The organism is Streptomyces sp. NPDC005302 (assembly GCF_040607345.1).
Classification (GTDB): Bacteria; Actinomycetota; Actinomycetes; order Streptomycetales; family Streptomycetaceae; genus Streptomyces.
This window is the reverse complement of the sequence record NZ_JBEXGN010000019.1, coordinates 95,883-121,647: the sequence shown is the minus strand read 5'-3', so window position 1 is coordinate 121,647 and position 25,765 is coordinate 95,883. Positions and strand designations below refer to the sequence as shown.

At 71.0% G+C, this 25,765-nt stretch carries 24 protein-coding genes; 11 read left to right on the top strand and 13 right to left on the bottom strand.

What is annotated here, in order from left to right:
* Positions 1-78: 78 nt before the first annotated feature.
* From ABZT74_RS25805 to ABZT74_RS25795, 3 genes are all read right to left on the bottom strand, one after another.
* On the bottom strand, positions 79-936 hold the full coding sequence (locus ABZT74_RS25805; protein ID WP_355870739.1) for a phospholipid scramblase-related protein: 858 nt from the start codon (positions 934-936) through the stop codon (positions 79-81).
* A gap of 52 nt (positions 937-988) precedes the next feature.
* Positions 989-3,040, bottom strand: coding sequence for a phosphocholine-specific phospholipase C (locus ABZT74_RS25800; RefSeq protein WP_356438557.1), 2,052 nt, complete (start codon positions 3,038-3,040; stop codon positions 989-991).
* Positions 3,041-3,256: 216 nt separating this feature from the next.
* Positions 3,257-4,126, bottom strand: coding sequence for a UbiA family prenyltransferase (locus ABZT74_RS25795; protein WP_356176924.1), 870 nt, complete (start codon positions 4,124-4,126; stop codon positions 3,257-3,259).
* A gap of 163 nt (positions 4,127-4,289) precedes the next feature.
* Here ABZT74_RS25795 and ABZT74_RS25790 point away from each other — a divergent pair, with 163 nt between their 5' ends.
* The 7 genes from ABZT74_RS25790 (at position 4,290) to ABZT74_RS25760 (ending at position 10,221) form a co-directional block, all read left to right on the top strand.
* Positions 4,290-5,375 carry a 3-oxoacyl-[acyl-carrier-protein] synthase III C-terminal domain-containing protein gene (locus ABZT74_RS25790; RefSeq protein ID WP_356438554.1) on the top strand — a complete coding sequence of 362 codons (1,086 nt, stop codon included), beginning with the start codon at positions 4,290-4,292 and terminating at the stop codon, positions 5,373-5,375.
* 37 nt (positions 5,376-5,412) lie between these two features.
* On the top strand, positions 5,413-5,952 hold the full coding sequence (locus ABZT74_RS25785) for an isoprenylcysteine carboxylmethyltransferase family protein (RefSeq protein WP_356438551.1): 540 nt from the start codon (positions 5,413-5,415) through the stop codon (positions 5,950-5,952).
* Entirely contained in the window at positions 5,949-6,962 is a 1,014-nt protein-coding gene (locus ABZT74_RS25780; protein ID WP_356438548.1) for an FAD-dependent monooxygenase, read from the top strand. Before ABZT74_RS25785 ends, ABZT74_RS25780 begins: the two co-directional genes overlap by 4 nt.
* A 91-nt stretch (positions 6,963-7,053) precedes the next feature.
* Positions 7,054-7,911, top strand: a complete 858-nt coding sequence (locus ABZT74_RS25775) for a YhjD/YihY/BrkB family envelope integrity protein (RefSeq protein ID WP_356438545.1) — start codon at positions 7,054-7,056, stop codon at positions 7,909-7,911.
* A 140-nt stretch (positions 7,912-8,051) separates the two neighbouring features.
* The gene (locus tag ABZT74_RS25770) at positions 8,052-9,116 is read left to right on the top strand and encodes an aromatic ring-hydroxylating dioxygenase subunit alpha (protein ID WP_356438542.1); all 1,065 of its coding nucleotides are present in this window, start codon (positions 8,052-8,054) and stop codon (positions 9,114-9,116) included.
* Positions 9,113-9,292 (top strand): hypothetical protein, encoded by a 180-nt coding sequence (locus ABZT74_RS25765; protein WP_356438539.1) that lies wholly within the window; start codon positions 9,113-9,115, stop codon positions 9,290-9,292. The genes ABZT74_RS25770 and ABZT74_RS25765 overlap by 4 nt, the downstream gene beginning before the upstream one ends.
* Entirely contained in the window at positions 9,289-10,221 is a 933-nt protein-coding gene (locus ABZT74_RS25760; RefSeq protein WP_356438536.1) for a PDR/VanB family oxidoreductase, read from the top strand. Before ABZT74_RS25765 ends, ABZT74_RS25760 begins: the two co-directional genes overlap by 4 nt.
* Here ABZT74_RS25760 and ABZT74_RS25755 read toward each other — a convergent pair.
* Complete coding sequence (locus ABZT74_RS25755; RefSeq protein WP_356438533.1) at positions 10,172-10,987, bottom strand: IclR family transcriptional regulator C-terminal domain-containing protein; 816 nt, start codon at positions 10,985-10,987, stop codon at positions 10,172-10,174. The genes ABZT74_RS25760 and ABZT74_RS25755 overlap by 50 nt on opposite strands.
* A gap of 185 nt (positions 10,988-11,172) precedes the next feature.
* On the opposite strand from ABZT74_RS25755, the gene ABZT74_RS25750 reads away from it, so the two are divergent.
* From ABZT74_RS25750 to ABZT74_RS25735, 4 genes are read left to right on the top strand one after another with little or no spacing between them, the layout of a single operon-like run.
* Positions 11,173-12,144 (top strand): ABC transporter substrate-binding protein, encoded by a 972-nt coding sequence (locus ABZT74_RS25750; RefSeq protein WP_356438530.1) that lies wholly within the window; start codon positions 11,173-11,175, stop codon positions 12,142-12,144.
* On the top strand, positions 12,141-12,950 hold the full coding sequence (locus ABZT74_RS25745; protein ID WP_356438527.1) for an ABC transporter permease: 810 nt from the start codon (positions 12,141-12,143) through the stop codon (positions 12,948-12,950). Before ABZT74_RS25750 ends, ABZT74_RS25745 begins: the two co-directional genes overlap by 4 nt.
* Before the next feature lie 32 nt (positions 12,951-12,982).
* On the top strand, positions 12,983-13,765 hold the full coding sequence (locus ABZT74_RS25740) for an ABC transporter permease subunit (protein ID WP_356177016.1): 783 nt from the start codon (positions 12,983-12,985) through the stop codon (positions 13,763-13,765).
* A gap of 23 nt (positions 13,766-13,788) precedes the next feature.
* Complete coding sequence (locus tag ABZT74_RS25735) at positions 13,789-14,601, top strand: ABC transporter ATP-binding protein (RefSeq protein WP_356438524.1); 813 nt, start codon at positions 13,789-13,791, stop codon at positions 14,599-14,601.
* Here ABZT74_RS25735 and ABZT74_RS25730 read toward each other — a convergent pair.
* The 9 genes from ABZT74_RS25730 to ABZT74_RS25690 form a co-directional block, all read right to left on the bottom strand.
* Positions 14,570-16,747 carry a discoidin domain-containing protein gene (locus ABZT74_RS25730; RefSeq protein ID WP_356438520.1) on the bottom strand — a complete coding sequence of 726 codons (2,178 nt, stop codon included), beginning with the start codon at positions 16,745-16,747 and terminating at the stop codon, positions 14,570-14,572. The two genes, ABZT74_RS25735 and ABZT74_RS25730, sit on opposite strands and share 32 nt — an antisense overlap.
* A gap of 53 nt (positions 16,748-16,800) precedes the next feature.
* Positions 16,801-18,402: a glycoside hydrolase family 13 protein gene (locus ABZT74_RS25725; RefSeq protein ID WP_355880993.1), complete on the bottom strand. Its 1,602-nt coding sequence runs from the start codon at positions 18,400-18,402 to the stop codon at positions 16,801-16,803.
* 39 nt (positions 18,403-18,441) lie between these two features.
* Positions 18,442-19,317, bottom strand: coding sequence for a carbohydrate ABC transporter permease (locus tag ABZT74_RS25720; protein ID WP_355880995.1), 876 nt, complete (start codon positions 19,315-19,317; stop codon positions 18,442-18,444).
* Positions 19,314-20,285, bottom strand: a complete 972-nt coding sequence (locus tag ABZT74_RS25715) for a sugar ABC transporter permease (protein WP_355880998.1) — start codon at positions 20,283-20,285, stop codon at positions 19,314-19,316. Before ABZT74_RS25715 ends, ABZT74_RS25720 begins: the two co-directional genes overlap by 4 nt.
* Positions 20,286-20,293: 8 nt before the next feature.
* Complete coding sequence (locus tag ABZT74_RS25710) at positions 20,294-21,649, bottom strand: extracellular solute-binding protein (RefSeq protein WP_355881001.1); 1,356 nt, start codon at positions 21,647-21,649, stop codon at positions 20,294-20,296.
* 167 nt (positions 21,650-21,816) lie between these two features.
* Entirely contained in the window at positions 21,817-22,815 is a 999-nt protein-coding gene (locus ABZT74_RS25705; protein ID WP_355881004.1) for a LacI family DNA-binding transcriptional regulator, read from the bottom strand.
* 79 nt (positions 22,816-22,894) lie between these two features.
* The gene (locus ABZT74_RS25700; RefSeq protein ID WP_356438515.1) at positions 22,895-23,584 is read right to left on the bottom strand and encodes a GntR family transcriptional regulator; all 690 of its coding nucleotides are present in this window, start codon (positions 23,582-23,584) and stop codon (positions 22,895-22,897) included.
* Positions 23,585-23,691: 107 nt separating this feature from the next.
* A complete protein-coding gene (locus ABZT74_RS25695) occupies positions 23,692-24,693 on the bottom strand; it encodes a proline racemase family protein (RefSeq protein ID WP_356438512.1) in 1,002 nt (333 codons plus the stop codon).
* A gap of 47 nt (positions 24,694-24,740) precedes the next feature.
* On the bottom strand, positions 24,741-25,640 hold the full coding sequence (locus ABZT74_RS25690; protein WP_356438509.1) for a dihydrodipicolinate synthase family protein: 900 nt from the start codon (positions 25,638-25,640) through the stop codon (positions 24,741-24,743).
* Positions 25,641-25,765: the final 125 nt, after the last annotated feature.

The following is a 25,765-nucleotide window of genomic DNA, read 5'->3' as shown; positions in this document are numbered from 1 at the left end:
GGCTCTCCTCGTGGGGGTGGAGGCCTTGCCCCCCCCCCCCCCCCTTCCGTGCTTCCGGGCCGCCGGGGCCCGGTCGGTTCATCCCAGTCCGCGGGAGTCCTGCTTGAGCGCCGTGTCCACGGTGAGCGCCGTCGCGACGACGAGGCTCAGCAGGGGCTCGGGGAGCTGGAAGTGGATCTGCAGGACGTAGTTGTCCGCGGTCGTGAACATGGTCTTGGCGAGACCTTCCCAGGTCTTCGTGATCCGGGCCACCTCGTTGTCGGCGTGGTCGACGATCGCGAAGTTCCAGGCCCGCCAGTTCTCCGCCTTGATCGCGCCGACCTGCCGGCCGTCGGCGTTGATCGCGAAGTTGATCTTGCCGATCATGTTCTGCTGGACGATCTCGCCGACGGGCGAACCGTCCGGACGCGTGACGATCACCCGCGACTTGATGAACTTCGCGGGACGCGTCAGCAGCAGCTGCGGCTGCCCGTGCGCGTCACGGATCTCCAGCTTGTGCGTCATGTACTGGTCGAGGCTGGACACGAAACGCAGGAACTTCTTGAACGCGTTCTGCCCGACCTGGACGACCGAACCGATCAGGTTGCCCTGCTGGTCCATGACCTTGTACTCGTTGGTCACCTCGATCAGCTTGGCCTTCTGGTTCACCACCAGGACCGGCTCGGTGAACAGGCTGCCGCCGCCGGCGCCGCCCGCGGCGACTCCGGCCTGCTGCTGCACCTGACGCTGGACGCGCGGGTCGGAGGCCGGCGCGGCCTGCTGGGGAAACGCCTGCTGGGGCGCCTGGGCCTGCTGCGGAACCTGCTGTGCGGCCGGGGCCTGCTGGTCCGCATTCGTGTGGTCGGTCCACTGCGAACCGTCCCAGTAACGCAACGCCTGGGGCGTTCCGTTCGGGTCCGGGTACCAACCTGCAGGAGTGTTCGAATGCGTGGTCACCGGGGCACACTACCGTGACATGGCCGGAAATCAACCGGCAGTCGGGTACGCATCAGACGGTGATGAGAGCCGGGTCGCTGACCCCCGCGCGGCCGTTCTCGACATGTCCGGCGAATCGGCGCAGAAAGCCCGCGTCCGTGTCGGAGGCCACGCTCAGGTCGTACCAGCGCTTGCTCGCCCGCAGGTCCACCGTGTGCTTCACGGTGGCGCCCGCCTTCACCCGGAAGACCTGGGCCTGCCCGCCGTATCGGCTGGTGAGCCGCAGGTTCGCCGTGGCCGTCCCCTTGTTGGTGAACGTCAGCTCGACGTTGTCGCCCGCGTGGCGGGCGGTGACCTCGGGACCGGCCGTCCTGTTGGCGCCCTTGAAGGTGCGCAGGAATCCGTTCGGACCGTGCACCGTGAGGTCGTACGAGCCGTTCGAGTACGCCGAGTTCCAGGTGTCGGCGACCGTCCTGCCCGCCTCGGTGGTGTACGTCCAGGGGCCGTCGGTGCGGTTGCCGGACGTGACGAGGAAGGCCGCGCCCGCCTTGGCGCCGGAGCCGAAGGTGAGGGTGAACGTCCCGGCCGCGGTGTCCGCCGAACCGTCCACGAGGGGCGCGTACTTGAGCGGCCGGGCCGGACGCGAGCCGCGCTCCTGCCTGGGCAGCGCCGGGTTCGCCGGCGGGGTCGGCACGTAGTCGGGGTGGCGGTGGTGGTCCGGTGGCCGGTAGCCGTCGGTGTCGGGCAGCGCGACCGGCTTCGTGTCCTGGTGCGCGAAGTCGAAGGCGGCGGTGAGGTCGCCGGTGATCGCGCGGCGCCAGGGCGAGATGTTGGGCTCGCGCACCCCGAACCGGGTCTCCATGAAGCGGATGATCGAGGTGTGGTCGAGCGTCTCGGAACAGACGTAGCCGCCCTTGCTCCAGGGCGAGACGACGAGCATCGGCACCCGCTGGCCGAGCCCGTAGGGGCCTGCGGCGTGGCTCGCGTCCCCCTTGTGCAGGTCGGGGCCGACGTCGACGGTGGACTTGCCCTGCGCGGCGGACTGCGGGGGGAACGGCGGCACCAGGTGGTCGAAGAAGCCGTCGTTCTCGTCGTACGTGATGAACAGCGCCGTCTTGCTCCACACCTCGGGGTCCGAGGTGAGCGCGTCGAGGACCTGGGAGATGTACCAGGCGCCGTAGTTGGCGGGCCAGTTGGGGTGTTCGGTGAAGGCCTCGGGGGCGGCGATCCAGGAGACCTGCGGCAGCGTGCCGCCTTGGACGTCGGCCCGCAGCCGGTCGAAGAAGCCCTCGCCCTTGCTCGCGTCCGTGCCGGTGCGCGCCTTGTCGTAGAGCGGGTCGCCCGGCTTGGCGTCGCGGTACTGGTTGAAGTACAGCAGCGAGTTGTCGCCGTAGTTGCCGCGGTAGGCGTCGGAGATCCAGCCCCAGGAACCGGCCGCGTCGAGGCCGTTGCCGATGTCCTGGTAGATCTTCCAGGAGACGCCGGCCGCTTCCAGCCTCTCGGGGTACGTCGTCCAGCTGTAGCCGGCCTCGTCGTTGCCGAGGACCGGGCCGCCGCCCTTGCCGTCGTTGCCCGTGTAACCCGTCCACATGTAGTAGCGGTTGGGGTCCGTCGAGCCGATGAACGAGCAGTGGTACGCGTCGCAGACGGTGAAGGAGTCGGCCAGCGCGTAGTGGAAGGGGATGTCCTCACGCGTCAGATAGGCCATCGTCGTGGCCGACTTGGCGGGCACCCACTTGTCGTACTTGCCCTTGTTGAAGGCGGTGTGCCCGTCGCTCCAGCCGTGCGGGAGGTCCTGGATGAAGGCGAGCCCGAGGTCGTCCGCCTCGGGGTGGAAGGGGAGCACGTCCTTGGTGCCGTCCGACTGGTACCAGACGGACTTGGTGCCCGTCGTGGTCGCCGGGCGCGGGTCCCCGAAACCGCGGACGCCTTTCAGCGAGCCGAAGTAGTGGTCGAACGAGCGGTTCTCCTGCATCAGGACGACGATGTGCTCGACGTCCTCGATCGTGCCGGAGCGGTGCTGCGCGGGCAGCGCCGCGGCGCGCTGGATGCTGTTCGACAGCGCGGTGAACGCCGCGGTGCCACCGGCGAGCTGGAGGAATCGGCGCCGATTCACTTGGGGCATGGGTGAGTGACCTCTTTGTCCTGACGGGTGGGGCCGGATGTGACAGAAGGTGCGCGAAAGGAGTGTTCCAAGAGCACCAAACGTCAGGGAAGGGTCCTGTGGCTCTTGCGTGAAACTCGGAGGTACGCGAGACGAACGGTTTCGGACAGAGCGTCAGAACCATCGGCTCCCGGGCCCCGCCGGAGCGCGACTCCCGGCCGGCGGAGGCCGGAACCGTCACGCGATACCCGTTCCGCCGACCAGCAGCAGGGCCACGTCGACCACGGCGACGGCGACGGCCGCCGCGAACGCGGCCCGTTCCCGGCGGCGCCCCAGCAGCGTCCCCGTCACCGCCACCAGAGCGGCGAGCGCGAGCGCCGTGATCCCCCGGCCGCCGGGAGGTCCGGCCGGCCCCAGCACCAGCACGGCGGACGCCGCCACCAGCGGGACCGGCAGCAGCAGCCGGGCGCCGTCCGGGCCGAGCCGGTGCGGCCATCCCCGTACACCGATCGCCAGATCACCGCGGATGTCCGGCAGGACGTCACCGAGGTGCGCGCCGATCCCGAGGAGCGCGCCCGCGGTGACGGCCCACCAGGCCGGCCACGGCCGGCCCGGCAGACCCAGCGCCACGAACGCCGGCAGCGCCGCGAACCCCACCGCGTACGGCATCCAGGACCAGACGGTCGCCTTGAGCCGCAGGTCGTACGCCCAGGCCGCCGCGACTCCGGTCAGATGGACGGCGCCCGCGAGGAGTCCGCAGGCGAACGAGAGCGGCGCGCAGAGCGCCACCGCCACGAACGCGGCCACCCATACCTCGCCCACCCGGACGGTGCCGTCGACGACGGGTTTGCCGCGGCGGCCCGCGGCGAGGTCCCGGTGCGCGTCGAACGCGTCGTTGCACCAGCCGACGGACAACTGGCCGGTCAGCGTGGCGAGGGCGGTCAGCACACAGCGGGCCGCGCTCTGGCCCGCGGTCACGGCGAGCGCGGTCGTCAACGCGGTGACCGCCACCACGGGCCCGGGGTGGCAGGACCCGATCAGACCGGCCACCCGGCCGGCCCACCCCGCCTCCGGGTGGCCGGTCGTCGACTGCCCGGGAGTGCCCACGCGGCCGATCGTAGGCGCGCTCGCCCCGCACCGGCCGGATGCGCGCCCGACGGTGCGAACGGCCGTCCGGGCGAACCGCCGGACGGGCGATCCCTGGTGGTGAGTGCGCGCTCCGGGGAACAGGTGCAGGCATCCACCCAGTCGGTCACCGGACGGGAACCACATGACGCGGATCGCCGCCGTTCACGGCGCCCTCGCAGCCCACCGTCACACCCAGTCCGAGATCACCGACATAGTGGCGCGCACCTGTCTGCCGGAGGGCTCTGACCGCCGGGTCCTGGACAGGCTCCACACCAGCGCGCAGGTCCGCTCCCGCCACACGACGCTGCCGCTCGACCGGTACGGGGAACTCGACGGGTTCGGCGCCGCCAACGACGTCTTCATCACGGCCGCCACCGACCTGGGCGCCAGGACGGTCCGGGAGGCGCTGCACCGGTCGGGGTTCTCCCCCGCCGACGTGGACCTGCTGATCTTCACCTCGGTCACCGGTATCGCCACCCCGTCGATCGACGCCCGGCTGGTCGGCCGTCTCGGACTGCGTCCGGACGTCAAGCGGCTTCCGCTGTTCGGCCTGGGCTGTGCAGGGGGCGCCGCCGGTCTGGCCCGGATGCACGACTATCTGCTGGGCCACCCCGACCAGGTGGCGGTCCTGCTCTCCGTCGAGCTGTGCACACTCACCTTCCAGCGCGACGACGCCTCCATGGCCAACCTCGTCGCCACCGGGCTGTTCGGGGACGGGGCCGCCGCGGTCGTCGCCCGCGGCGCGGACCGCGCTCCTGCCGGAACCGGCAGCACCGGCGGCACCGCGAGCGACGGCCCGACCGTCGTCGACACCCGCAGCCACCTGTATCCGGACACGGGACGCGTCATGGGCTGGGAGATCAGGACCTCCGGCTTCCAGGTCGTCCTCGATCCGCAGGTCCCCGACGTGGTGCGCCGCTATCTCGCCGAGGACGTCGAGGGGTTCCTCGGCGACCACGGCCTGAAGCCGAAGGACGTGACCGCCTGGGTGTGCCATCCGGGCGGCCCCAAGGTCCTGCACGCCGTCACCGATGCCCTCGAACTCCCCGACGGAGCACTGGATGTGACATGGCGTCATCTGAGGGACGTCGGCAACCTGTCCTCGTCCTCGGTGCTCCACGTGCTGCGCGACACCCTCGCCGACCGCCGCCCGGCGCCGGGCACCCCGGGTCTGCTGCTGGCGATGGGACCGGGCTTCGCCTGCGAACTCGTCCTGCTGCGCTGGTAGTGGCCCGCACCGCCGAAGGACACAGGACGCAGGAATCATGATCTGGTACGGACTTCTCGTGGCCGCCGTCGCCGCCGAACGCGTCGCCGAACTCGTCGTCGCCCGCCGGAACGAACGCTGGAGCACCGCACGTGGCGCGACCGTCGCCGGGCAGGGCCACTACCCGGCGATGGTCGCCCTGCACACCGGCCTGCTGGCGGGGTGCCTCGCCGAGGTGTGGGCGGCCGGCCGGCCCTTCGTCCCGGCGCTCGCGTGGCCGATGCTGGCCGTCCTCGCGGGCGCCCAGGGACTGCGGTGGTGGTGCATCCGCAGCCTCGGCCCGCGGTGGAACACGCGCGTCATCGTCGTCCCCGGCCTGCCGCTGGTGGCGCGGGGCCCCTACCGCTGGCGGCGGCTGCGGCACCCCAACTACGTGGCGGTCGTCGCCGAGGGGGTGGCGCTGCCGCTCGTCCACACCGCCTGGATCACCGCGGTCGTCTTCACCGTCCTGAACGCGGTGCTGCTCGGCGTGCGTATCCGCTGCGAGAACGAGGCGCTGGCGTCCGCCACCGCACCGGCCGCGACGGTGCCGGCGTGATCGACGTGCTCGTGGCGGGCGGTGGGCCGGCCGGGCTCGCCGCGGCGGTGCACGCCGCGCTCGCGGGCCTGGAGGCCGTCGTCGTGGAACCCCGGGTCTCGCCCGTGGACAAGGCGTGCGGGGAGGGCGTCATGCCCAGCGGCGTCGCGGCGCTGCGGGCGCTGGGCGTCGAGGCGGCGGGGCGCGACCTGCGCGGCATCCGGTACGTGGACGGGGCCGCCCGTGCCGAGGCGCCCTTCCGCGGACCGCCGGGGCTCGGGATCCGCCGGACGGAGCTGCACGCCGCGTTGCACCGGCGCGCTCTCGGTCTCGGTGTGCGCGTCGTCCAGGGCAAGGTCGGTGAGGTGCGCCAGAGCGCGGACACGGTCACCGCCGCCGGGATCACCGCCCGTTGGCTGATCGCCGCCGACGGTCTGCACTCCCCGGTGCGCCGCGGACTCGGGCTGGAACGCCCGGCCCGGCCGCACGGGCGCTACGGGCTTCGCCGGCACTTCCGCGTCGAGCCGTGGACGGACTTCGTGGAGGTCCACTGGTCGCGGCACGGGGAGGCGTACGTGACGCCGGTGGCCGACGACCTGGTGGGGGTCGCCGTCCTCAGCCGCACCCGTCGCCCGTACGACGACCACCTGGCCGACTTCCCCGCCCTCACGGCGTCGCTGCGCGGCCCCGCCGACACGAGCGTGCGGGGCGCCGGGCCGCTGCTCCAGCGGGTACGGCGCAGGGTCGCGGGCCGTGTGCTGCTCGTCGGGGACGCGGCGGGATACCTCGACGCCCTCACCGGTGAGGGCGTCGCGCTCGCGGTGGGGACCGCCGGGGCCGCCGTCCGCTGTCTGGCCGCGGGACGGCCGGAGCGGTACGAGCACGCCTGGGCATCCCTGACGCGCCGTCATCGTCTGCTGACCGGGGCCCTGTTGAGCGCGCGCAGTCGACCGGGCGCCGCCCGGCTCATCGTCCCGGCGGCCTCCCGGATGCCTCCGGTCTTCGCGGCGGCGGTCCGGGCACTCCAGTAGCGCGCCCGACCGTGGCTCCGGCACGCACGGGCCCAAGGCGCGCCCCTCCGAGCCCTGTTGGAGGGGCCGGCATCTGTGATAGTCGACCTGCATGCCGAAGACGTCTCCCGGCGACGACGACGCCGACCGCCCGCCCCCGCGGACCCGGCTGGGTCACGCTCTGCGTGATTCGGCCGTCGGGCGGGGGTGGCGGCGGAGTACGGAGATCGAACTGGCGTCGCGGTCACTGGGCTTCGCGGCGCTCGGATTCCTCACCCTGGTCCCGCTGCTGATCGTCGTCTCCGCGGCCGATCCGGCGCACGGGCGGGGGTTCGCCGAGTGGCTGGGGGACGGTCTCGGCGTGTCCAGACCCGCGCGGGAGCAGGTCACGCAGTTGTTCGCGCGGCCCGGGCAGGTCCTGCAGACCACGACGGCCTTCGGCCTCGCCGCCCTCGCCGTCTTCGGTCTCGGTTTCGGCGCGGCGGTGCAGACCGGCTACGAGAAGGTCTGGGACCTGCCCCCGGCCCGCTGGTACGCCCGATGGCGCCATGTGCTGTGGCTCGCCGTGCTCGTCGGCTCGCTCTTCCTGACCGCCACGACCACCCTGTGGCGCCACTCGGCCGCCGGGACGCTGGCCGCGACGCTGAGCGCCGTCCTGTTCTTCTGGTGGTCGCAGTGGGTGCTGCTCGGCGGCAGGATCTCCTGGCCGGCACTGCTGCCCGGCGCGGTCCTCACCGCTCTCGGCCTGCTGGGGCTGCGTGTCTTCTCGCGCCTCGTGTTCTCACCGCTGATCGCGTCCAGCGCCGTGACCTACGGTCCGTTCGGCACCGCTCTGGTCGTCCAGTCCTGGCTGGTCGGCGTGGGGGTCGTCGTGTTCGACGGCGCGCTGGTGGGACGGCTCCTGCACGAGGAACTCCCGTCGGTGGCGGCGGCCGTGAACAGGTGGAGGGCGGCACGCCGGGAACGCTGAGTTCGGGGCGCCGGGGAGGGGCACCCAAGGTGCCGGGGGACGGCAGGGCCGGGAGGGCTTCCGCCGGGCGGAAGTGCTGTTGCGGGTCCGCGGAGTCCGTCCCGACGATGGCGACACCACGCAGAGACGGGAGCCGCCCCATGCCGCACACGACCTCCTTCGCCAGGAACCAGTGGTACGTCGTCGCCTACACCTACGAGGTGGGGCGCGAGTTGCTCGGCCGGACGGTGCTCGGGGAGCCGCTCGTCGTGTACCGCGGCGAGGGGGACGGGACGGCCGTCGCGCTGTCCGACCGGTGTGTGCACCGCCGCTTCCCGCTCTCCGAGAGCCGGCTCGACGGCGACCGGATCGTCTGCGGCTACCACGGCTTCACCTACGACACGACCGGGACCTGCGTGTACGTGCCGGGGCAGAAGCGGATACCGCGCACCGCCAAGGTCGCCTCCTACCCGGTCGTCGAACAGGACCTGTTCGTCTGGGTGTGGATCGGCGACCCCGCGCTCGCCGACCCGCAAACCGTGCCGCGCGCACGGCACATGGACGCGCCGGAGTGGACGACGGTCAGCGGCATGGAGCCCATCGACGCCGACTACGGACTCCTCGTCGACAACCTCCTCGACCTCTCCCACGAGACGTACCTGCACGGCGGGTACATCGGGACGCCCGAGGTCGCGGAGACGCCGATCTCCACCGAGGTCGACGAGGGTGCGGGGATCGTGCGGGTCTCGCGGCACATGGACGACGCCGAGTGCCCGCCCTTCTACGCCCGCTCGACCGGCATCGAGGGCCGCATCACCCGCTGGCAGGACATCGAGTACCACGCGCCGTGCCTCTATCTGCTGCACAGCAGGATCGCGCCGGCCGGCGTGATGCCGGAGCCGGACGGCAGCGACCCGAACGCCTTCCACACCGAGATCACGTACGCCATCACGCCGTCCGCCGACGGCAAGGTGTACGACTTCTGGGCGGTCTCCCGCGACTTCGCCCGTGCGGACGACGAAGTCACCACCTTCCTGCGGGACTTCAACCACACGGTGGTGATGCAGGACGTCGACGCGCTCAACCTCCTGCAGCGGACGCTCGGTACCGAACGCTCCGGCTACCAGGAGCTGAGCATCAACATCGACACCGGCGGCCTCGCCGCCCGCCGCATCCTGGCCCGGCTCGCCGAGGAGGGCGACAAGCCGATGGAGAGGGTCCGGTGAGCGGCCGGACCGGGGAGATCTACCGCGTGGACTGGCTTTCGGGCACGGACGTGCTGCACGGCACCTGCCACTGCGGCGCCGAACACACCGCCGAGGACCCGACCGCGATGTGGGAGTGGATGCTCGCGCACCCCGAGGGACACGGATCCGGCGGAACGGGGGACGGCGCTTCATGAACACGGACGAGGCCGAACTCGTCGTCGCGCGCCGGGAGTCCGTCGCCGACGGCGTCGTCGCCCTGACGTTGCGCCATCCCCGGGGGGCGGAACTCCCCCGCTGGGAACCGGGCGCCCACATCGACCTCGTTCTCGGGCCGGGACTGGAGCGCCAGTACTCCCTGTGCGGAGACCCGTCGGAGCGTCGGGAATGGCGGATCGCGGTGCTGCGGGAGCCGGACGGGCGGGGCGGGTCGGCCCAGGTGCACGGCCGGTTGGCGGAGGGGGCGGCGGTCCGGGTCCGGGGGCCGCGCAACCACTTCGCTCTCGCGCCCGCCCCGCGCTACCGGTTCGTCGCGGGCGGCATCGGCATCACACCGATTCTGCCGATGCTCGCCGCCGCCGAGGCGGCGGGTGCGCAGTGGACGCTGCTGTACGGCGGACGCACCCGCCGATCCATGGCGTTCACCGCGGAGTTGGAGCGGTTCGGGCAGCAGGTCACGCTAGCGCCGCAGGACGAGACGGGTCTACTGGACCTCACCGAGCTGGACACCGTCCCCGACGGCACCCTCGTCTACTGCTGTGGTCCGGGGCCGCTCCTCGACGCGGTGGAGGCGGCCTGCCCGGCGGACCGGCTGCGCGTCGAGCGGTTCCGGCCGAAGCCCCAAGACCCGCACGGAGAGCAGGAGTTCGAGGTCGTGCTGGAGCGGTCCGGGCGGACGGTGACCGTCGTCCCCGGCGTCTCCGTCCTCGACACCGTGCGCGCGGCCGGCGTCGAGGTGCTCTTCTCCTGCACCGAGGGCGCCTGCGGGACCTGTGAGACGGACGTGCTCGACGGCACACCGGACCACCGGGACTCGGTGCTCTCGGACGAGGAGCGGGAGGCGGGCGGGACGATGCTCATCTGTGTGTCCCGTTGTCACGGGAAGAGGCTCGTGCTGGACCTGTGACACCGAGGTCCGCCTCGATCCGCGCGACCGTGTCCAGCAGGTGGGGCAGCAGGTCGCGGCGGACGGAGTCGAGGGTGTTGCGGCTGGCGTGCACGGGGATGTTCACGGCGGCCACGACGGCGCCGTCCCGGTCCCGCACCGGGGCGGCGACCGACCGCAGGCCCTCCTCCAGTTCCTGGTCGACGATGGCGTAGCCCTGCCGTCGCACCCGGCGGAGTTCCGTGCGCAGCCGGTCGGCCGACACGACGGTCCGTGCCGTGAGGGGCCGCAGGTCGGCGCGGGCCAGCCGGGCGTCGGTCTCCTCGTCCGCGAGATGCGCGAGGATCACCCGGCCCACGGAGGTGACATGGGCCGGGAAGCGGGTGCCGACGGTGATCGTCGCCGCCATGATGCGCCGGGTGGGGACCCGCGCGACGTACACGATGTCGTCGCCGTCGAGAACGCACAGCGAGCTCGACTCCCCCACCGTCTCGGCGAGTTGCTCCAGATGGGGCAGGGCGATCTCGGAGAGGGTGAAGCCGGAGAGGTAGGCGTAGCCGAGTTCCAGGACGCGCGGGGTGAGCCGGAAGGTCCGGCCGTCGGTGTGGACGTACCCGAGGTCGGCCAGGGTCAGCAGGAACCGGCGCGCCGCGGCGCGGGTCAGGCCACACCCTCGCGCGACCTCACTGAGGGTCAGTTCGGGCCGGTCGGCGCCGAAGACGCGGATCACGGCCAGCCCGCGCTCGAAGGACCGGACGAAGTGGGGCGCTCGGGCTGCCGCGGACATCGTCGCCTCCAGAGGGACGCGCGGAGCGCTCCCCGCGCGACCGGGAGCACACTTCGACAACTGTCAACAATATTGTCAGCCAGAGCCATTGACCCGGCTCCGGCGGGGTTCTACCTTCGCGCTGTGCACCATTGTGCGGTCTGCGCACAACCTGTCGGAACACTTACGTCTGCACAGGAGGAGCCATGCGTCGTCTGCTCGCCGGTATCGCGGTCGGAACCTTCCTGGTCGCCGCGTCGGCCTGCGGTTCGTCCGACGGCGGTGGCGCCTCGGACGACAACGCGTCGTCCGGCGGTACCACCACGGTCAAGCTGGGCGTCATCCCCATCGTCGATGTCGCCCCCGTCTATCTGGGCCAGAAGAAGGGCTTCTACGCCAAGCACGGACTGAAGCTGTCACTGACGACGGCGCAGGGCGGCGCCGCGATCGTGCCGGGCGTCGTCTCGGGCCAGTTCCAGTTCGGCTTCTCCAACATGACCTCACTCATGGTCGCCCAGTCGAACAACGTTCCGGTGCGCGCCATCGCCAACGGCGTCGCCTCGACGGGCGTCACGGGCAAGGACTTCGGCGCCATCACGGTCAAGAAGGGCAGCGCGATCACCTCGCCCAAGCAGTTGGAGGGCAAGAAGGTCGCCGTCAACACCGTGAAGAACATCAACGAGACGGCCGTGCGCGCATCCGTGCGCAAGGCCGGCGGCGACCCGGCGAAGGTGAAGTTCGTCGAGCTGGCCTTCGACCAGATGCCCGCGGCCCTCGACAGCGGACAGATCGACGCCGCCATGGTGGTCGAGCCCGCGCTCGCCACCGTCAAGAGCCAGGGCGCCACCGAGATCGCCTCGTCCCTGGTCGACGTCGCCAAGGACCTCACCGTCGCCATGTACTTCACCTCGAACCAGTACGCGCAGCAACATCCGGACACGGTCAAGAAGTTCCAGGAGGCGACGGCGGAGTCCCTCGCCTACGCGGACGCCCACCCGGACGAGGTCCGCGAGATCGTCACCACGTACACGAAGATCCCGGCGGCCGTCCTCGCGAAGGTGACGCTGCCGAAGTGGCCGGCCGGGGCGAACCGTGCCTCGATCGAGGCGCTGGAACAACTCGGTGAGCGGGACGGGCTCTTCAAGACGGCACCCGACCTGGACAAGCTGCTGCCGTGAAGCGGAAACAGCCACGCGCGGGCGGCTCTGCCGGAGGGATCCCGAACGCCGCACTGGGCGCTGCGGGGCTCGCGGCCTTCCTCGCCCTCGGCGAGGTGGTGCCGCGACTCGGCATCGTCAAGGAGCGGTACTTCCCGCCCACCAGCCGCATCGCCGGCGCGCTCGTCGACGAGATCGGCGAGCGCGCCTTCTGGACGGACCTCGGCGACACCCTCACCGGCTGGGCCCTGGGCCTCGCCATCGCGGTCGGCGCGGGCATCGTGGCCGGGGTGACCGTCTCGGTGGTGCCGCATCTGCGGGCGGCGACCGCCTCGACGATCGAGTTCCTGCGGCCCATCCCCTCGGTGGCCCTCATCCCGCTCGCCGTCCTCCTTTACGGCACCGAACTGCGGTCGGTGCTCCTCCTCGTGGTGTACGCCTCCTTCTGGCAGGTCCTCGTCCAGGTCATGTACGGCGTGCGCGACGTCGACCCGGTGGCCGAGGAGACGGCACGTTCCTACGGACTCGGCACCTGGGCGCGGGTGCGCCATGTGCTGTGGCCGACGGCCCTCCCGTACGTCATGACCGGCGTCCGGCTCGCCGCGGCCGTCGCACTCATCCTCACGGTGACAGCCGAACTCGTCATCGGGGCACCGGGGTTGGGCGCACGCATCGCGGTCGCCCAGGCCTCACAGGCGGTACCCGAGATGTACGCGCTGATCGTCGTCACGGGACTGCTCGGACTGCTGATCAACGTGGGGGCGCGGTCGGTGGAGCGGCACGCGCTCGCCTGGCACCAGTCGGTGCGCGGGGAGGTGGCGGTGTGACGGGCCTTCCCTCCGGCCGTACCCGGCCGGGCATCCGGAGCGTCCTCCTGCTGCGGGGGCTGTTCGTCGTCGCGCTCCCCGCCCTGCTCGTCGTCGTGTGGTGGCTCGCCTCGGACGGCAGTACGAACGTGTACTGGCCGCCGCTGCGCACGATCCTGAAGACGTTCCCGGACGTCTGGACGGGCGACCGGCTCCGCGCCGATCTGCTGCCCAGCCTGCTGCGGCTGCTCGCCGGCTACGCGGTGGCGGCCGTCGCCGGGGTCGCCCTCGGCACGCTCATCGGCTCGTACCGGACGGTGCGGGCCGTGTGCGAACCGGTCCTGGAGTTCCTGCGCGCGGTGCCACCGCCCGTCCTCGTCCCCGTCATCATGCTGTTCGCGGGCATCGGCGACACCATGAAGATCGCCGTGATCGCGAGCGGGTGCGTCTGGCCGGTGCTGCTCAACACGGTCGAGGGAGTGCGCGCCGTCGACTCCGTGATGTCGGAGACGGCCCGCTCGTACGGGATCACCGGCCCGGCACGGCTGCGCGCGGTGGTGCTGCCCGCGGCGAGCCCGCAGATCTTCGCGGGGCTGCGGCAGGCGCTGTCCATCGGGATCATCCTGATGGTCATCAGTGAGATGTTCGCGGCCAGCAACGGCCTCGGCTTCACCATCGTGCAGTTCCAGCGCGGCTTCGCCATCCCCGACATGTGGACCGGGATCCTCGTCCTCGGCCTGCTCGGCTTCCTCCTCTCGGTCGTCTTCCAGCTCGTGGAGCGCCGGGTGCTCGGCTGGTACCACGGTCTGCGGGACTCCTCCCGGCGGTCCCCGTGACGACGCTCGCGAAAGGGCGGTCCATGCACGCGTCTCTGGTCGTAACCGGACTGCGGAAGGTCTACGAGGGGTCGGGGCGCCGGGTGGAGGCGGTCCGCGACCTCACCTTCACCGTGGACACGGGTGAACTCGTCTGCCTGGTCGGCCCGTCGGGCTGCGGCAAGACGACGCTGCTCAAGTGTATGGCCGGGCTGCTCACCCCGACGTCGGGCGAGGTGCGGCTCGCCGGGCGTCCGGTGAGCGGTCCGCCGCCCGGCATGGCGTTCGTGTTCCAGGAGTACGGGCGCAGCCTCTTCCCGTGGATGCGGGTCGGCGAGAACGTCGAACTGCCGCTGCGGCAGAAGAGACTGGGCAAGGCCCGGCGGCGCGAACTGGTCGCCGACGCGCTGGAGTCCGTCGGTCTGTCCGACGCGGCCGACGCCTATCCGTGGCAGCTGTCCGGCGGGATGCAGCAGCGGGTCGCCATCGCCCGGGCGCTGGCCTACGAACCCGACGTCCTGCTGATGGACGAGCCGTTCGCGGCCGTCGACGCGCAGACCCGTGCCGACCTGGAGGACCTGGTGCGCCGGCTGTGGCGGCAGCGCGGAATGACGATCCTGTTCGTGACGCACGACATCGACGAGGCGGTCTACCTCGGCGAGCGGGTGCTGATCATGTCGGCCTCGCCCACCGTCGTGCGGGAGCAGCTGAAGGTCGATCTGCCGGACGAGAGGGACCAGTTGCACACACGTGTGGCCCCGCGCTTCGCCGAGTTGCGGACCCATGTGTACGAGCAGATCCAGGCGGCGAAGCGCGGGGAGATCCTCACGAGGACGGATACGCCTCCACTTCGCTGAGCTGCGCGGCGGGCCAGCCGGTGTTGGCCGTGACGTTCACCCGCAGGTAGCGCAGGTTCGTGCCGGCCGGCAGCGCGATCGTCACGGTGTTGCCGGTGGCCGGGTCGAAGCGCCGGCCCTGCGAGCCGGCGACGGTGACGTAGCCGGCGCCGTCGGTGCTGCCCAGCACGGACAGGGTCTCGGTGCGCGCCGCCCAGGCGGCGGCGGGCGGCAGCTTCAGGACGACACGGCGGACGGCCTGTGCGGAGCCGAGATCGACCGTGACGGCCTGCGGGAAGGCGTTGTTGCTCGACTCCCAGTAGCTGTCGGCGTCGCCGTCGACGGCTCGGCCCGGGGTGTAGACGTCCTGGGAGCCGGTGGCGGTGGCCGGACGGCCCTTGGCCAGGTTGGCGTCCTGGTCCGGCGGCGGGGTGCCCTGGCCCGGCTGCGGCCAGGCCGAGCAGTTCGACCAGGTGCTGCTCCAGCCGGAGTTGCCGCCGCCGTCGTTCACGCTGAAGGCGCCCGAGCCGCTCGGGTAGGGGCAGTTGTAGATGCCGGCCGAGCCGACGCCGGTGGCCTGGACATTGCTGAACTTCGCGGACCCCGGCGTCTCGGCCTGGACGACGACCGTCCCGGTGTTCTTCACGGTCGCCCCGGTCACGTCGATGTTGGACGTGGGGTATCCGCGGCCGCCGCCCGAGACGAACTCGAAGGCGCTGTACGGGCTGTCGGTGATCGTCGTGTTGGTGATCGCGACGGTCGCGTTGATCGCGCTGTCGTAGGAGTCGACCCGCAGCGCGCCCATCGGATGGCCCCAGTTGGGGTTGACCGCCCCGGTGCGCACCAGCGTGTTGCCGTCGACGGTGATCGTGCCCGCCAGCGGGGAGAAGGGGTCGAGGAACTTCTGGTTGGAGACGGCGATGCCGCTGCCGAGCGCGTTGGTGTCGGACACCAGGTTGTTCCTGACGCTGATGTCGGTGCCGCCGTAGATCGCGATGCCGTTGGCGAGGTTCGGCTGCGAGATGGTGTTGCTCTCGAAGCTGGAGTTGCTGTCCGCGCCGTTCAGCGACCACATGGCGAGCGAGTCGTCGCCCTGGTTGCGCAGGAAGTTGTTGCTCACGCGCACGCCGTGCGCGTTGCCGTTGAGGTTCAGTCCGTCGGCGGTGGTGTCGAGGATGCGGTTGTCCTCCACCACGAGGTTGTCGTTGTTGCCGGTCAGCCACAGGCCGACCTTGAGGTGCTGGATCCACATCCCGGAGACCGAACTGCCGGGACCCAGGGAGCCGTTGACGAAGTTGTCGGGGTTGGAGTCGACGCGCTCGGTGACCTCGCCGATGACCGCGAAGTTCTTGAGGTGGACGCCGCCGGAGGAATTGCCCTGGTCGATGAAGCGGGAGGCGTGGACGACGGAGTACCAGCCGCCCGCGCCCTGGAGGGTCACGTTCTGGACGCCGCTGAGCGAGGACGTGACCCGGTAGTCGCCCGGCGGGATCCACACGACGCCGCCCTGGGCGGCGGAGATCGCGTCCCGGAAGGCCTGGGTGGAGTCGCCCTGCCCGCTGGGGTCCGCGCCCTCGTCGGTGACGGACACCGATCCCGCGGGCCGGGTCGCGGCGGCGGCGACCTGTTCGAAGTCGGCCACGTCGACGGTGACCTGGGCCGAGGTGGCCTGGAAGGCGATCTTGTCGCCCGCCTGGACGTTCTGGCCGAGCAGCAGCCTGGCGTCGTCGAAGAAGTGGTGCTGCTTGGCGCCGGCGATCCAGGACGTGTCCACGTAGGAGTACTTGGAGGTGACCGCGAGGGACTTGGAGATCTTCGTGCCGTTGACGTACACGTCGAGCGTCCCCGACTGGCCGTCGGGGACGCTGTAGGAGACGTTCACCGCGTTGGCCGCGCGCGGGGCCGTGAACTCGACGCGCTGACCCGCCGACAGGCGGACGGCCTGCCGGCCGGAGGCCTCCGAGGCGAGGCTTCCCTGCGTGTAGTCGGGGCCGATCCTCGTGCCCGTCGTGGTGGCCGACTCCGCCTCGGCCGAGGCGAAGGGGAGACTCGCCCCGGCCGCCGTCACCGCGGCGTGGGCCGTGGTGACGCCGAGCATGCCGGCGGCGAGGGCGACGGCCGCGGCGCACGCTAGGGGGATGCGCCGGACGGTGGTGCTGCTGTGCATGTGCTGATCCCTTCGAGGTGGGGGTGGGGACAGCGGTGCGCGTTGTGGCGGTGTCAGGCGCGCAGCCAGACGGCCGTGTCCGGTGGGAGGAATCCGTCGGCGTCCAACGCGGCGCTGCCGAGCAGGAGTTCGGAGTGCGCGGGCAGCTCGACCGGCCCGTCGGCCAGGTTGACGACGCAGAGCAGGCCGTCGGTGCGGGCGAAGGCGAGGACGCCTTCGGGTGCGGGCAGCCAGGTGAGCGGCCCGTCACCGAATCCGGGTTCGGCCCGGCGGATGCCGAGGGCGGTCCGGTACAGGCTCAGCATCGAGTCGGGGTCCCCGGCCTGCCGGTCGGCCGCGTAGGCGGGCCAGTCGGCCGGCTGCGGGAGCCAGGGGTCGCCGCCGAACCCGGCATGTGGCGCCTCGGCCGCCCAGGGCAGCGGAACACGGCAGCCGTCGCGGCCCGGGTCCGTTCCGCCGGAGCGGAGGTACATCGGGTCCTGGATGCTCTCCAGCGGCAACTCGACTTCTGGCAGCCCGAGTTCCTCACCCTGGTAGACGTACACGGAGCCGGGCAGGGCGAGCGAGAGGAGGGCGGCGGCGCGGGCCCTTCGGGTGCCGAGGGCGAGGTCGGTGGGGGTGCCGAAGGCCTTGGCGGTGAAGTCGAAGCCGGTCTCGGTGCGGCCGTAGCGGGTGACCGTGCGCGTCACGTCGTGGTTGCACAGCACCCAGGTGGCCGGCGCCCCGACGGGGGCGTGCTCCGCGAGGGTGTCGTCGATGGAGGTGCGCAGCCGTGCCGCGTCCCACGGGCAGGACAGGAAGGAGAAGTTGAACGCGGTGTGCAGTTCGTCCGGGCGCAGGTAGCGGGCGAAGCGCTCGGTGTCGGGCAGCCAGACCTCGCCGACGAAGACACCGTCGTAGGCGTCGGCGACGGACCGCCAGGAGCGGTAGATGTCGTGCAGATCGTCGCGGTCGACGTACGGGTTCGGGTCGACGCCCTCGACGTAGTCCGGCAGGTCGGGGTCCTTGGCGAGCAGCGCGGCCGAGTCGATGCGGACGCCCGCTACTCCCCGGTCGAACCAGAAGCGAAGGATCTCCTCGTGTTCCTGCCGGACGGCCGGGTGGTCCCAGTTGAGGTCGGGCTGCTCGGGGGTGAAGAGATGGAGGTACCAGTCGCCGTCGGGCAGCCGGGTCCACACGGGCTCGGTGGAGCCGGCGAACTGGGACGGCCAGTCGTTGGGCGGGAGTTCGCCGTTCTCGCCGCGTCCGGGGCGGAAGTGGAACAGCTCGCGCTCCGGGCCGCCCGCCAGGGCCGCCTGGAACCACGGGTGCTGGTCGGACACGTGGTTGGGCACGATGTCGACCAGGGTGCGGATGCCCAGTTCACGGGCCTCGGCGATGAGCTTCTCCGCCTCGGCGAGCGTCCCGAAGGCCGGGTCGATGGAGCGGTAGTCGGCGACGTCGTAGCCGCCGTCGGCCATCGGCGAGCGGTACCAGGGGTTGAACCACAGGGCGTCCACGCCGAGTTCGGCGAGATAGGGCAGTCCGGCGCGGACACCCGCGAGGTCGCCGGTGCCGTCGCCGTCGCCGTCCGAGAAGCTGCGGACGTACACCTGGTAGATGACGGCGGATCGCCACCACGCGGACTGATTTCGGGCAGGGCGGGGCTGTCCCACGGTGCGATGCCTTTCGTTCGAGGAGGTCACGTACAGGCGTCAGCCCTTGGTGCTGCCCGCGCTGATCCCGGCGATGATGTGCCGTTGGAAGACCAGGAACATCACGACCATGGGGATGCTCGCGATCACCATCGCGGCGATGAGCACGGTCAGTTGGATGTTCTGCGACAGCTGGACGAGTGCCACGCTGATCGGCTGTTTGTCGGTGTCGGAGAAGACCATCAGCGGCCAGAGGAAGTCCTGCCACACGGCGACCAGGGCGAAGATCGAGACGACGCCGAGGACGGGCCGGGACATCGGCAGCACGATCGACCACAGGGTGCGCAGTTTCCCGGCGCCGTCGATATCGGCGGCCTCCAGGACGTCGCGCGGGATCTGGTCGAAGAAGCGTTTGAGGAGATAGAGGTTGAAGGCGTTGGCGACGGCCGGCAGCCAGATGCCGAGCGGGTCGTTCAGCAGACTGGTGTGGATGAGGGGCAGGTCGGCGACCGTCAGGTACTTCGGGACGACCAGGGCCTGCGCCGGGACCATCAGGGTGGCGAGGATGCCGCCCAGGATCACCTTGCCGAAGGCCGGCTTCAGTTTGGACAGGGCGTACGCGGCGGCGGTGCAGAAGACGAGCTGGAGGATCCAGGCACCGGCCGCCTGGACGACGGTGTTCCACAGGTGCGTGGGCAGGTCCATCAGGTCCCACGCGTCGGTGTAGCCGGTCACGTGCCACTTGTCGGGGACGAGGGTCGGCGGCGTGCGCGTCACCTCGTCCGGCGACTTCATGGCTCCGGTCACCATCCAGTAGACGGGAAACAGGAAGGCCAGCGCGAAGAGCAGGACGACACCGCAGAAGACGGTCCAGTAGACGGCCTTGCCGCGGGGGCGTGCCAGGGTGAGCGGGGAGACCAGGGTGCGCGTGCTCATGCGTCGTCCCCTTCCGAGCGGGTCAGCCTCAGGTACACCGCGGAGAAGGCGCTCAGCAGGACGAGCAGCATGACGCTCAGCGCGCAGGCCCCTCCGAAGTCGTTGTAGAGGAAGGCGTACTTGTAGATCAGGTAGAGCACCGTGACGGTCTTGTCCTCGGGGCCGCCGCCGGTGATCACGAACGGTTCCGTGAACACCTGCATGGTGGCGATGATCTGCAGCAGCATCAGCATGAGGATGATGAAGCGGGTCTGCGGGATCGTCACGTGCCGGACGCGCTGGAGGAGGCTCGCGCCGTCCAGCTCGGCCGCCTCGTACAGCTCGCCGGGGATGCTCTGCAGCGCGGCGAGGTAGATGAGGACGGTGCCGCCGAGGTTGGCCCAGGTCGCCACGATGACCAGCGAGACGAGGGCGGTGTCGGCGCCGTTGGACCAGTTCGAGGTCGGCAGGTGCAGGAAGCGCAGCGCCTCGTTGGCGAGGCCCGCCCCGGGATCGTAGAACCACTTCCACAGCAGGGCGCTGACCACCGGCGGGATCATCACCGGCAGGTAGACCACGACGCGGAAGAAGGCCTTCGCGTGCCGCAGTTCGTTGAGCACCAGCGCCAGTACGAAGGGGACGGCGAAGCCGATGAGCAGGGCGATCAGGGTGAAGGTGAGGGTGTTGCGCCAGGCGGCGGTGAACTCCGGGTCGTGGAAGACCCGGGTGAAGTTGGCGGTGCCGACCCACTCACCGCCGCTGCCGGGCGTGTACTTCTGGAAGGCGATCACGACCGCGCGGATCGCCGGGTACCAGGAGAACAGCACGAAGCAGAGCACACCGCCGATGAGGAACGCGTAGGCGCGGGACTGGTCGGCCAGGCGCCGGCGCCAGGGGGTCCCGGGCCGGCGTCCCGCCGACCGCGGCGCCTCCGGCGCGCCGACGGCGGCCGGAGGGAACGCTGCGGGGGGCTTCGATGCGGTCTTCATGAACGGTGTCAGCCTCGGGCCAGGATGGAGTCGATCTTGCCGGAGGCGTCCTTGAGGAGCTGGTCGATGTCGGCGTCCTTCTTGGTGAGGACCGCGGACACCGCGCCGTCGAGGACGGAGTAGATCTGCTGGGCCTGCGGCGGCTCGATCTTCATGTCGAGGCTCTGGTTGCCGTCGAGGAAGGGCTGGTAGTTCTCCACCGGCACGTTCGCGTTCGCCTTCTTGACCTCCTGGTCCTTGGCGTCCGCGGCGCCGGTGAACAGGCGCGGCTCGGGCAGGCCGACCGGGGCGTTGTTCTGCTTGGCGCGGGCGTAGTCACCGAGGAAGCCGTCGCCGGGCGTCAGGAACATGGAGTCGAGCCACTTGAGGCCCGCCTTGATCTGGGCCGGCGAGTCCTTCTTGTTGAACATGTAGCCGTCGCCGCCGATGAGCGTGCCCTTGCCGCCGGGCATCGGAGCCAGTCCGAGGTCCTTGTAGTTCCCGCCCTTCTCCTTGACCAGGATCGGGATGTTGTCGGGCGCGGAGAGGTACATGCCGAGCTTGCCGGAGCCCATCATCTGCTGGACGTCGTTGATGACCAGCAGCTGCTTGCTGCCCATGGAGTTGTCGCTCCAGCGCATGTCCTTGAGGTTCTGCAGGACGGCCTTGCCCTCGGGGGTGTCGACGCTGGCCTTCTTGCCGTCCTCGCTGACGACGTCGCCGCCCTGCGAGTAGAGCTCGGCGGTGAAGTGCCAGCCGCCCTGGTTCTGGGCGCTGTAGTCGGCGTAGCCGACGGTGCCCTTGCCGAGCGCGGCTATCTTCTTGGCATCCGCGCGCAGCTCCTCCCAGGTGGCCGGGGGCTTGTCGGGGTCGAGGCCGGCCTTCTTGAAGAGCGCCTTGTTGTAGATGAGGCCCATCGAGTAGCCGGTGCGCGGGACACCGTAGATCTTGCCGTCGACGGTGTAGATGTCGCGCAGCTGCTGCTGGATGGTGCCGTAGCTCTTGAGGTCCTTGACGTAACTCGTGATGTCGGCGGCCTGGTTGACGTCGACGACGTGCTTGGCGTCGGTGAAGTACGTGTAGAACACGTCCTCCATCTGGCCGCCGGCGAGCTTGGCGTCGAAGGTCTTGGGGTCCTGACAGGGGAACGCGTCATGGGTGACGACGTCGATCTTCGGGTTGGCCTTCTCGAAGGCCTTGGTGTCGGCGCCGAAGAACGAGCGGTCGACCTTGGCGCTCTTGGGCGGCTCGCAGTTGACGGTGATACGGGTCTTTCCGTCGGCCGCCTTGCCGTCGTCGTCGCTCGAACCGCACGCGGCGGCGCTGAGCACGACGGACGACGCCATGAGCGTGACGAAGGTACGGCGGAACCCGGTGCTTCTCATTGGTGGACCCCTTCGGGCTGGAGCGAGGAAGGCCCACGGCGGGCGCGCCGCCGTGTTCTGGCGCCGCACACTCAAGCACCGACGACATCTGTCCGCAAGATGTCGCGCAGAATCTGTAATTATTTGACAGCGATAGGGATCCCTGTGGCGTATGGTTGCGGGAAACTTCAGCCGCGGGGGGCCTGCGCTGTCGACCCGCGCACCACCAACTCCGGCTCGAACAGGAGCTCTTCGGCCGTCACGCTGCTGCCGCCGATCTGCGCGTTGAGCAGCTCCACGGCGGCACGCCCCATGGCCTCGATCGGCTGGCGGACGGTGGTCAGCGGGGGTTCGGTGCAGTTCATGAAGGCCGAGTCGTCGTAGCCGACGACGGAGATCTCGCCCGGGACGCTGAGTCCCTTGCGGCGGGCGGCCCGTACGGCGCCGAGCGCGAGCGGGTCACTCGCGCAGATGATGCCGGTGACACCCCGGTCGAGCAGCCGGCTGGCCGCGGCCTGGCCGCCCTCCAGCGAGAACATCGCCCGGGCGACGTGCTCGTCGGGCAGCTGCGGCGCGAGGGCGCGCGCGGCGGCGAGCTTGCGGCCCGAGGGCATGTGGTCGCCGGGGCCGAGGACGAGGCCGATGCGCTCGTGGCCGAGGGAGTCGAGATGGCGCCAGGCCTGCTCGACGGCGACCGCGTCGTCGCAGGAGACGCAGGGGAAACCGAGGTGCTCGATGGCCGCGTTGACCAGCACCACCGGAATATTGCGGTCCGCGAGCTGCCGGTAGTGGTCGTGCGGAGCGTCCGCCTGGGCGTAGAGACCGCCGGCGAAGACCACGCCGGAGACCTGCTGCTGAAGCAGCAGTTCCACATAGTCGGCCTCGGAGACGCCGCCCTTGGTCTGGGTGCACAGCACGGGGGTCAGACCGAGCTGGGCGAGCGCCCCGCCGATCACTTCGGCGAAGGCCGGGAAGATCGGGTTCTGCAGCTCGGGCAGGACCAGCCCGACGAGCCGCGCGCGTTCGCCGCGCAACTGGGTCGGCCGCTCGTAGCCGAGGACGTCCAAGGCGGAGAGAACCGCCTGCCGGGTGGAATCGGAGACTCCGGGCTTGCCGTTGAGCACCCGGCTGACCGTGGCCTCGCTGACCCCGACCTTCTTCGCCACCTGAGCAAGTCGTCGCGTCATGTTCGCAAGAATAGCGCAAGAAATGCAAGCTGCTTGCGTAACAGACCAGCCACTTCACGGACCGCCTCGCCAGGACCCCTCAGGGGGCGGCCCACAGCCCCCTGACATGTCCCAGGTGGCGGGTCATCACCGCGCGCACCGCCTGCTCGTCGCGGTCCAGGAGCGCGTCGAGAAGTTCCAGGTGCTCTTCCGCCGAAGCCTCCAGCCGGCCCGCCTCGACCAGCGCCGTGAGCCCGTACAGCCGCGAGCGCTTCCTCAGGTCGCCGACGACCTCCACCAGGTGCGCGTTGCCCGCGAGGGCGAGCAGGCCGAGGTGGAAACGGATGTCCGCCTCCACGTACGCGATGAGGTCGCCGGCCGCCGCGGCGGTCACGATCTCCCGGGCCGCGGGACGCAGGGCCTCCAGGGAGACGGCGTCCGCCGTGGTGGCCAGGTGCACGACCGTGGGGATCTCGATGAGGGAGCGGATGTGTGTGTACTCGTCGAGCTGCCGCTCGGAGACCGCCGTGACCCGGAACCCCTTGTTCGGCACCGTGTCGACCAGTCCCTCCTTGGCCAGATCGAGCATCGCCTCGCGGACGGGCGTCGCCGAGACGCCGAAGCGCGCCGCCAGCGAGGGCGCCGAGTAGACCTCTCCGGCGCGGAGTTCACCCGCGATCAGGGCCGCCCGCAGCGCGTCGGCCACGCGCTCGCGATAGCTGCTCCGCCTTCCGCCCAGTGAGGGCAGGGCGGGAGCGGCGGAAGGTGCGCTGCTGCGCTGGGCGGCCATCGGGGTCTCCTCGTACGGGCCGGTGCGTCGCCGTATCGCCGCATCGGCCGGGTGCCATGTCACGTCCTACTCGGACCACCAGTATCTACGGCCCCGGGGCGGGCCGCTCACAGGACGAACCCGGCCGGGAACGGATCGGTGGGGTCGAGCAGGTACTGGGCCGTCCCGGTGATCCACGCCCGGCCCGTGAAGCTGGGCAGCACCGCGGGGATCCCGGCCACCTCGGTCTCGCCGAGCAGCCGTCCGGTGAACCGGGTCCCGATGAACGACTCGTTCACGAACTCGGTGTGCAGCGGGAGTTCGCCCCGCGCGTGCAGCTGGGCCATGCGCGCGCTGGTGCCGGTCCCGCACGGCGACCGGTCGAACCAGCCCGGGTGGATGGCCATCGCGTGGCGCGAGAGGCGGGCCGTCGCCCCGGGGGCGTACAGGTGGACGTGGTGGCAGCCGCGGATGGACGGGTCCTCGGGGTGCACGGGCTCACCCCCGGCGTCGATCGCGTCCATCAGCGCCAGTCCTGCCGCGAGGATCTCGTCCTTGCGGGAGCGGTCGAAGGGCAGACCGAACTGCTCCAGCGGCAGGATCGCGTAGAAGTTCCCGCCGTACGCGAGGTCGTAGGTCACCGTGCGCCCGTCGGCGAGGGTGGCCTTCAGGTCGAGGCCGACGGAGAACGAGGGCACGTTCCGCAGCGTCACCTCCTTCGCCGCGCCGTCCTCGACCGCGACCTCGGCGACGACGACGCCCGCCGGGGTGTCGAGCCGGATCGTGGTGACCGGCACGACGACCTCGACCATGCCCGTCTCCACCAGCACGGTCGCGACACCGATCGTGCCGTGTCCGCACATCGGGAGGTAGCCGGAGACCTCGATGTAGATCACGCCGAAGTCGCAGTCCGGCCGGGTGGACGGCTGGAGGACGGCGCCGCTCATCGCGGCGTGCCCGCGCGGCTCGTTCATCAGGAGCTGCTTGATGTCGTCGCGGTGCTCACGGAAGTACAGCCGCCGCTCGTTCATCGTCGCGCCCGGAACCGTGCCGATCCCTCCCGTGATCACCCGGGTGGGCATGCCCTCGGTGTGCGAGTCGACGGCGTGCAGGACGAGTTTGCTGCGCATGGCACTCCTGGGTGGTGTCGGCGAGGGACGGGCGCGCGGCACGCAGCTCAGGCGAGACCGGCGGCCACGGCCCGTTCCGTGGCCGACCTGACGGCCGCCTCCTGGCCGGGCAGCAGCGGTACGCGCGGCGGGCGGACCGGGCCGCCGTGGCGGCCGACGATGTCCATGGACAGCTTGATGGCCTGGACGAACTCGACCTGGGAGTCCCAGCGCAGCAGCGGGTGCAGGCCGCGGTAGAGCTTGCCCGCGGTGTCGAGGTCACCGGCGACGGCGGCGCGGTACAGCTCGACGCCCGCCCGCGGCAGCGCGTTCGGGTAGCCGGCCACCCAGCCCTTGGCGCCCGCCACGGCCAGCTCCAGCAGGACGTCGTCGGCGCCGACCAACAGGTCGAGTTCCGGGGCGAGTTCGGCGATGCGGTAAGCGCGCCGCACATCGCCGGAGAACTCCTTGACCGCCCGGATCGAACCGGCCGCGTACAGCTCGGCGAGCAGTTCGGGCACCAGGTCGACCTTGGTGTCGATGGGGTTGTTGTACGCGACGACGGGAACGCCCGCGCGGGCGACCTCGGCGTAGTGGCCGAGGACGGACCGCTCGTCGGCCCGGTAGGCGTTGGGCGGCAGCAGCATCACGGCGCCGCAGCCCGCCTCTGCGGCCTGCTCGGCCCAGCGGCGCGCCTCCGCCGAGCCGTAGGCGGCGACTCCGGGCATCACCCGCTGCCCGCCGATCGCGGCGACGGCGGTCTCGACGACCCGGGCGCGTTCCTCGGGCGTGAGCACCTGGTACTCGCCGAGGGAGCCGTTCGGCACCACTCCGTCGCAGCCGTTCTCGACCAGCCAGGCGCAGTGCTCGGCGTAGCGGTCGTAGTCCACGGAGAGGTCGTCGTTCAGCGGGAGCGCGGTGGCGACGAGGACTCCGCGCCAGGGGCGGTGGTCGGGGGTGACCGTCATGACGTACTCATCCCTCTCGATAGGGTGTGACATTTTACTGGCCCTCTTGAAGGACCCGGTTCAGGTAAGGGAGCGGGCGGGCGCTACGGGCGGCGGCGGGCCCGCTCCCGGGCGGAGCCGGACCG

What these genes read in the sequence shown, in the direction of transcription:
- ABZT74_RS25800 (WP_356438557.1), bottom strand. Translation starts at nt 3,040, where the DNA reads ATGCCCCAAGTGAATCGGCGCCGATTCCTCCAGCTCGCCGGTGGCACC.
- ABZT74_RS25790 (WP_356438554.1), top strand. Translation starts at nt 4,290, where the DNA reads ATGACGCGGATCGCCGCCGTTCACGGCGCCCTCGCAGCCCACCGTCAC.
- ABZT74_RS25785 (WP_356438551.1), top strand. Translation starts at nt 5,413, where the DNA reads ATGATCTGGTACGGACTTCTCGTGGCCGCCGTCGCCGCCGAACGCGTC.
- ABZT74_RS25775 (WP_356438545.1), top strand. Translation starts at nt 7,054, where the DNA reads ATGCCGAAGACGTCTCCCGGCGACGACGACGCCGACCGCCCGCCCCCG.
- ABZT74_RS25770 (WP_356438542.1), top strand. Translation starts at nt 8,052, where the DNA reads ATGCCGCACACGACCTCCTTCGCCAGGAACCAGTGGTACGTCGTCGCC.
- ABZT74_RS25760 (WP_356438536.1), top strand. Translation starts at nt 9,289, where the DNA reads ATGAACACGGACGAGGCCGAACTCGTCGTCGCGCGCCGGGAGTCCGTC.
- ABZT74_RS25755 (WP_356438533.1), bottom strand. Translation starts at nt 10,987, where the DNA reads ATGTCCGCGGCAGCCCGAGCGCCCCACTTCGTCCGGTCCTTCGAGCGC.
- ABZT74_RS25750 (WP_356438530.1), top strand. Translation starts at nt 11,173, where the DNA reads ATGCGTCGTCTGCTCGCCGGTATCGCGGTCGGAACCTTCCTGGTCGCC.
- ABZT74_RS25735 (WP_356438524.1), top strand. Translation starts at nt 13,789, where the DNA reads ATGCACGCGTCTCTGGTCGTAACCGGACTGCGGAAGGTCTACGAGGGG.
- ABZT74_RS25730 (WP_356438520.1), bottom strand. Translation starts at nt 16,747, where the DNA reads ATGCACAGCAGCACCACCGTCCGGCGCATCCCCCTAGCGTGCGCCGCG.
- ABZT74_RS25720 (WP_355880995.1), bottom strand. Translation starts at nt 19,317, where the DNA reads ATGAGCACGCGCACCCTGGTCTCCCCGCTCACCCTGGCACGCCCCCGC.
- ABZT74_RS25715 (WP_355880998.1), bottom strand. Translation starts at nt 20,285, where the DNA reads ATGAAGACCGCATCGAAGCCCCCCGCAGCGTTCCCTCCGGCCGCCGTC.
- ABZT74_RS25710 (WP_355881001.1), bottom strand. Translation starts at nt 21,649, where the DNA reads ATGAGAAGCACCGGGTTCCGCCGTACCTTCGTCACGCTCATGGCGTCG.
- ABZT74_RS25705 (WP_355881004.1), bottom strand. Translation starts at nt 22,815, where the DNA reads ATGACGCGACGACTTGCTCAGGTGGCGAAGAAGGTCGGGGTCAGCGAG.
- ABZT74_RS25700 (WP_356438515.1), bottom strand. Translation starts at nt 23,584, where the DNA reads ATGGCCGCCCAGCGCAGCAGCGCACCTTCCGCCGCTCCCGCCCTGCCC.
- ABZT74_RS25695 (WP_356438512.1), bottom strand. Translation starts at nt 24,693, where the DNA reads ATGCGCAGCAAACTCGTCCTGCACGCCGTCGACTCGCACACCGAGGGC.
- ABZT74_RS25690 (WP_356438509.1), bottom strand. Translation starts at nt 25,640, where the DNA reads ATGACGGTCACCCCCGACCACCGCCCCTGGCGCGGAGTCCTCGTCGCC.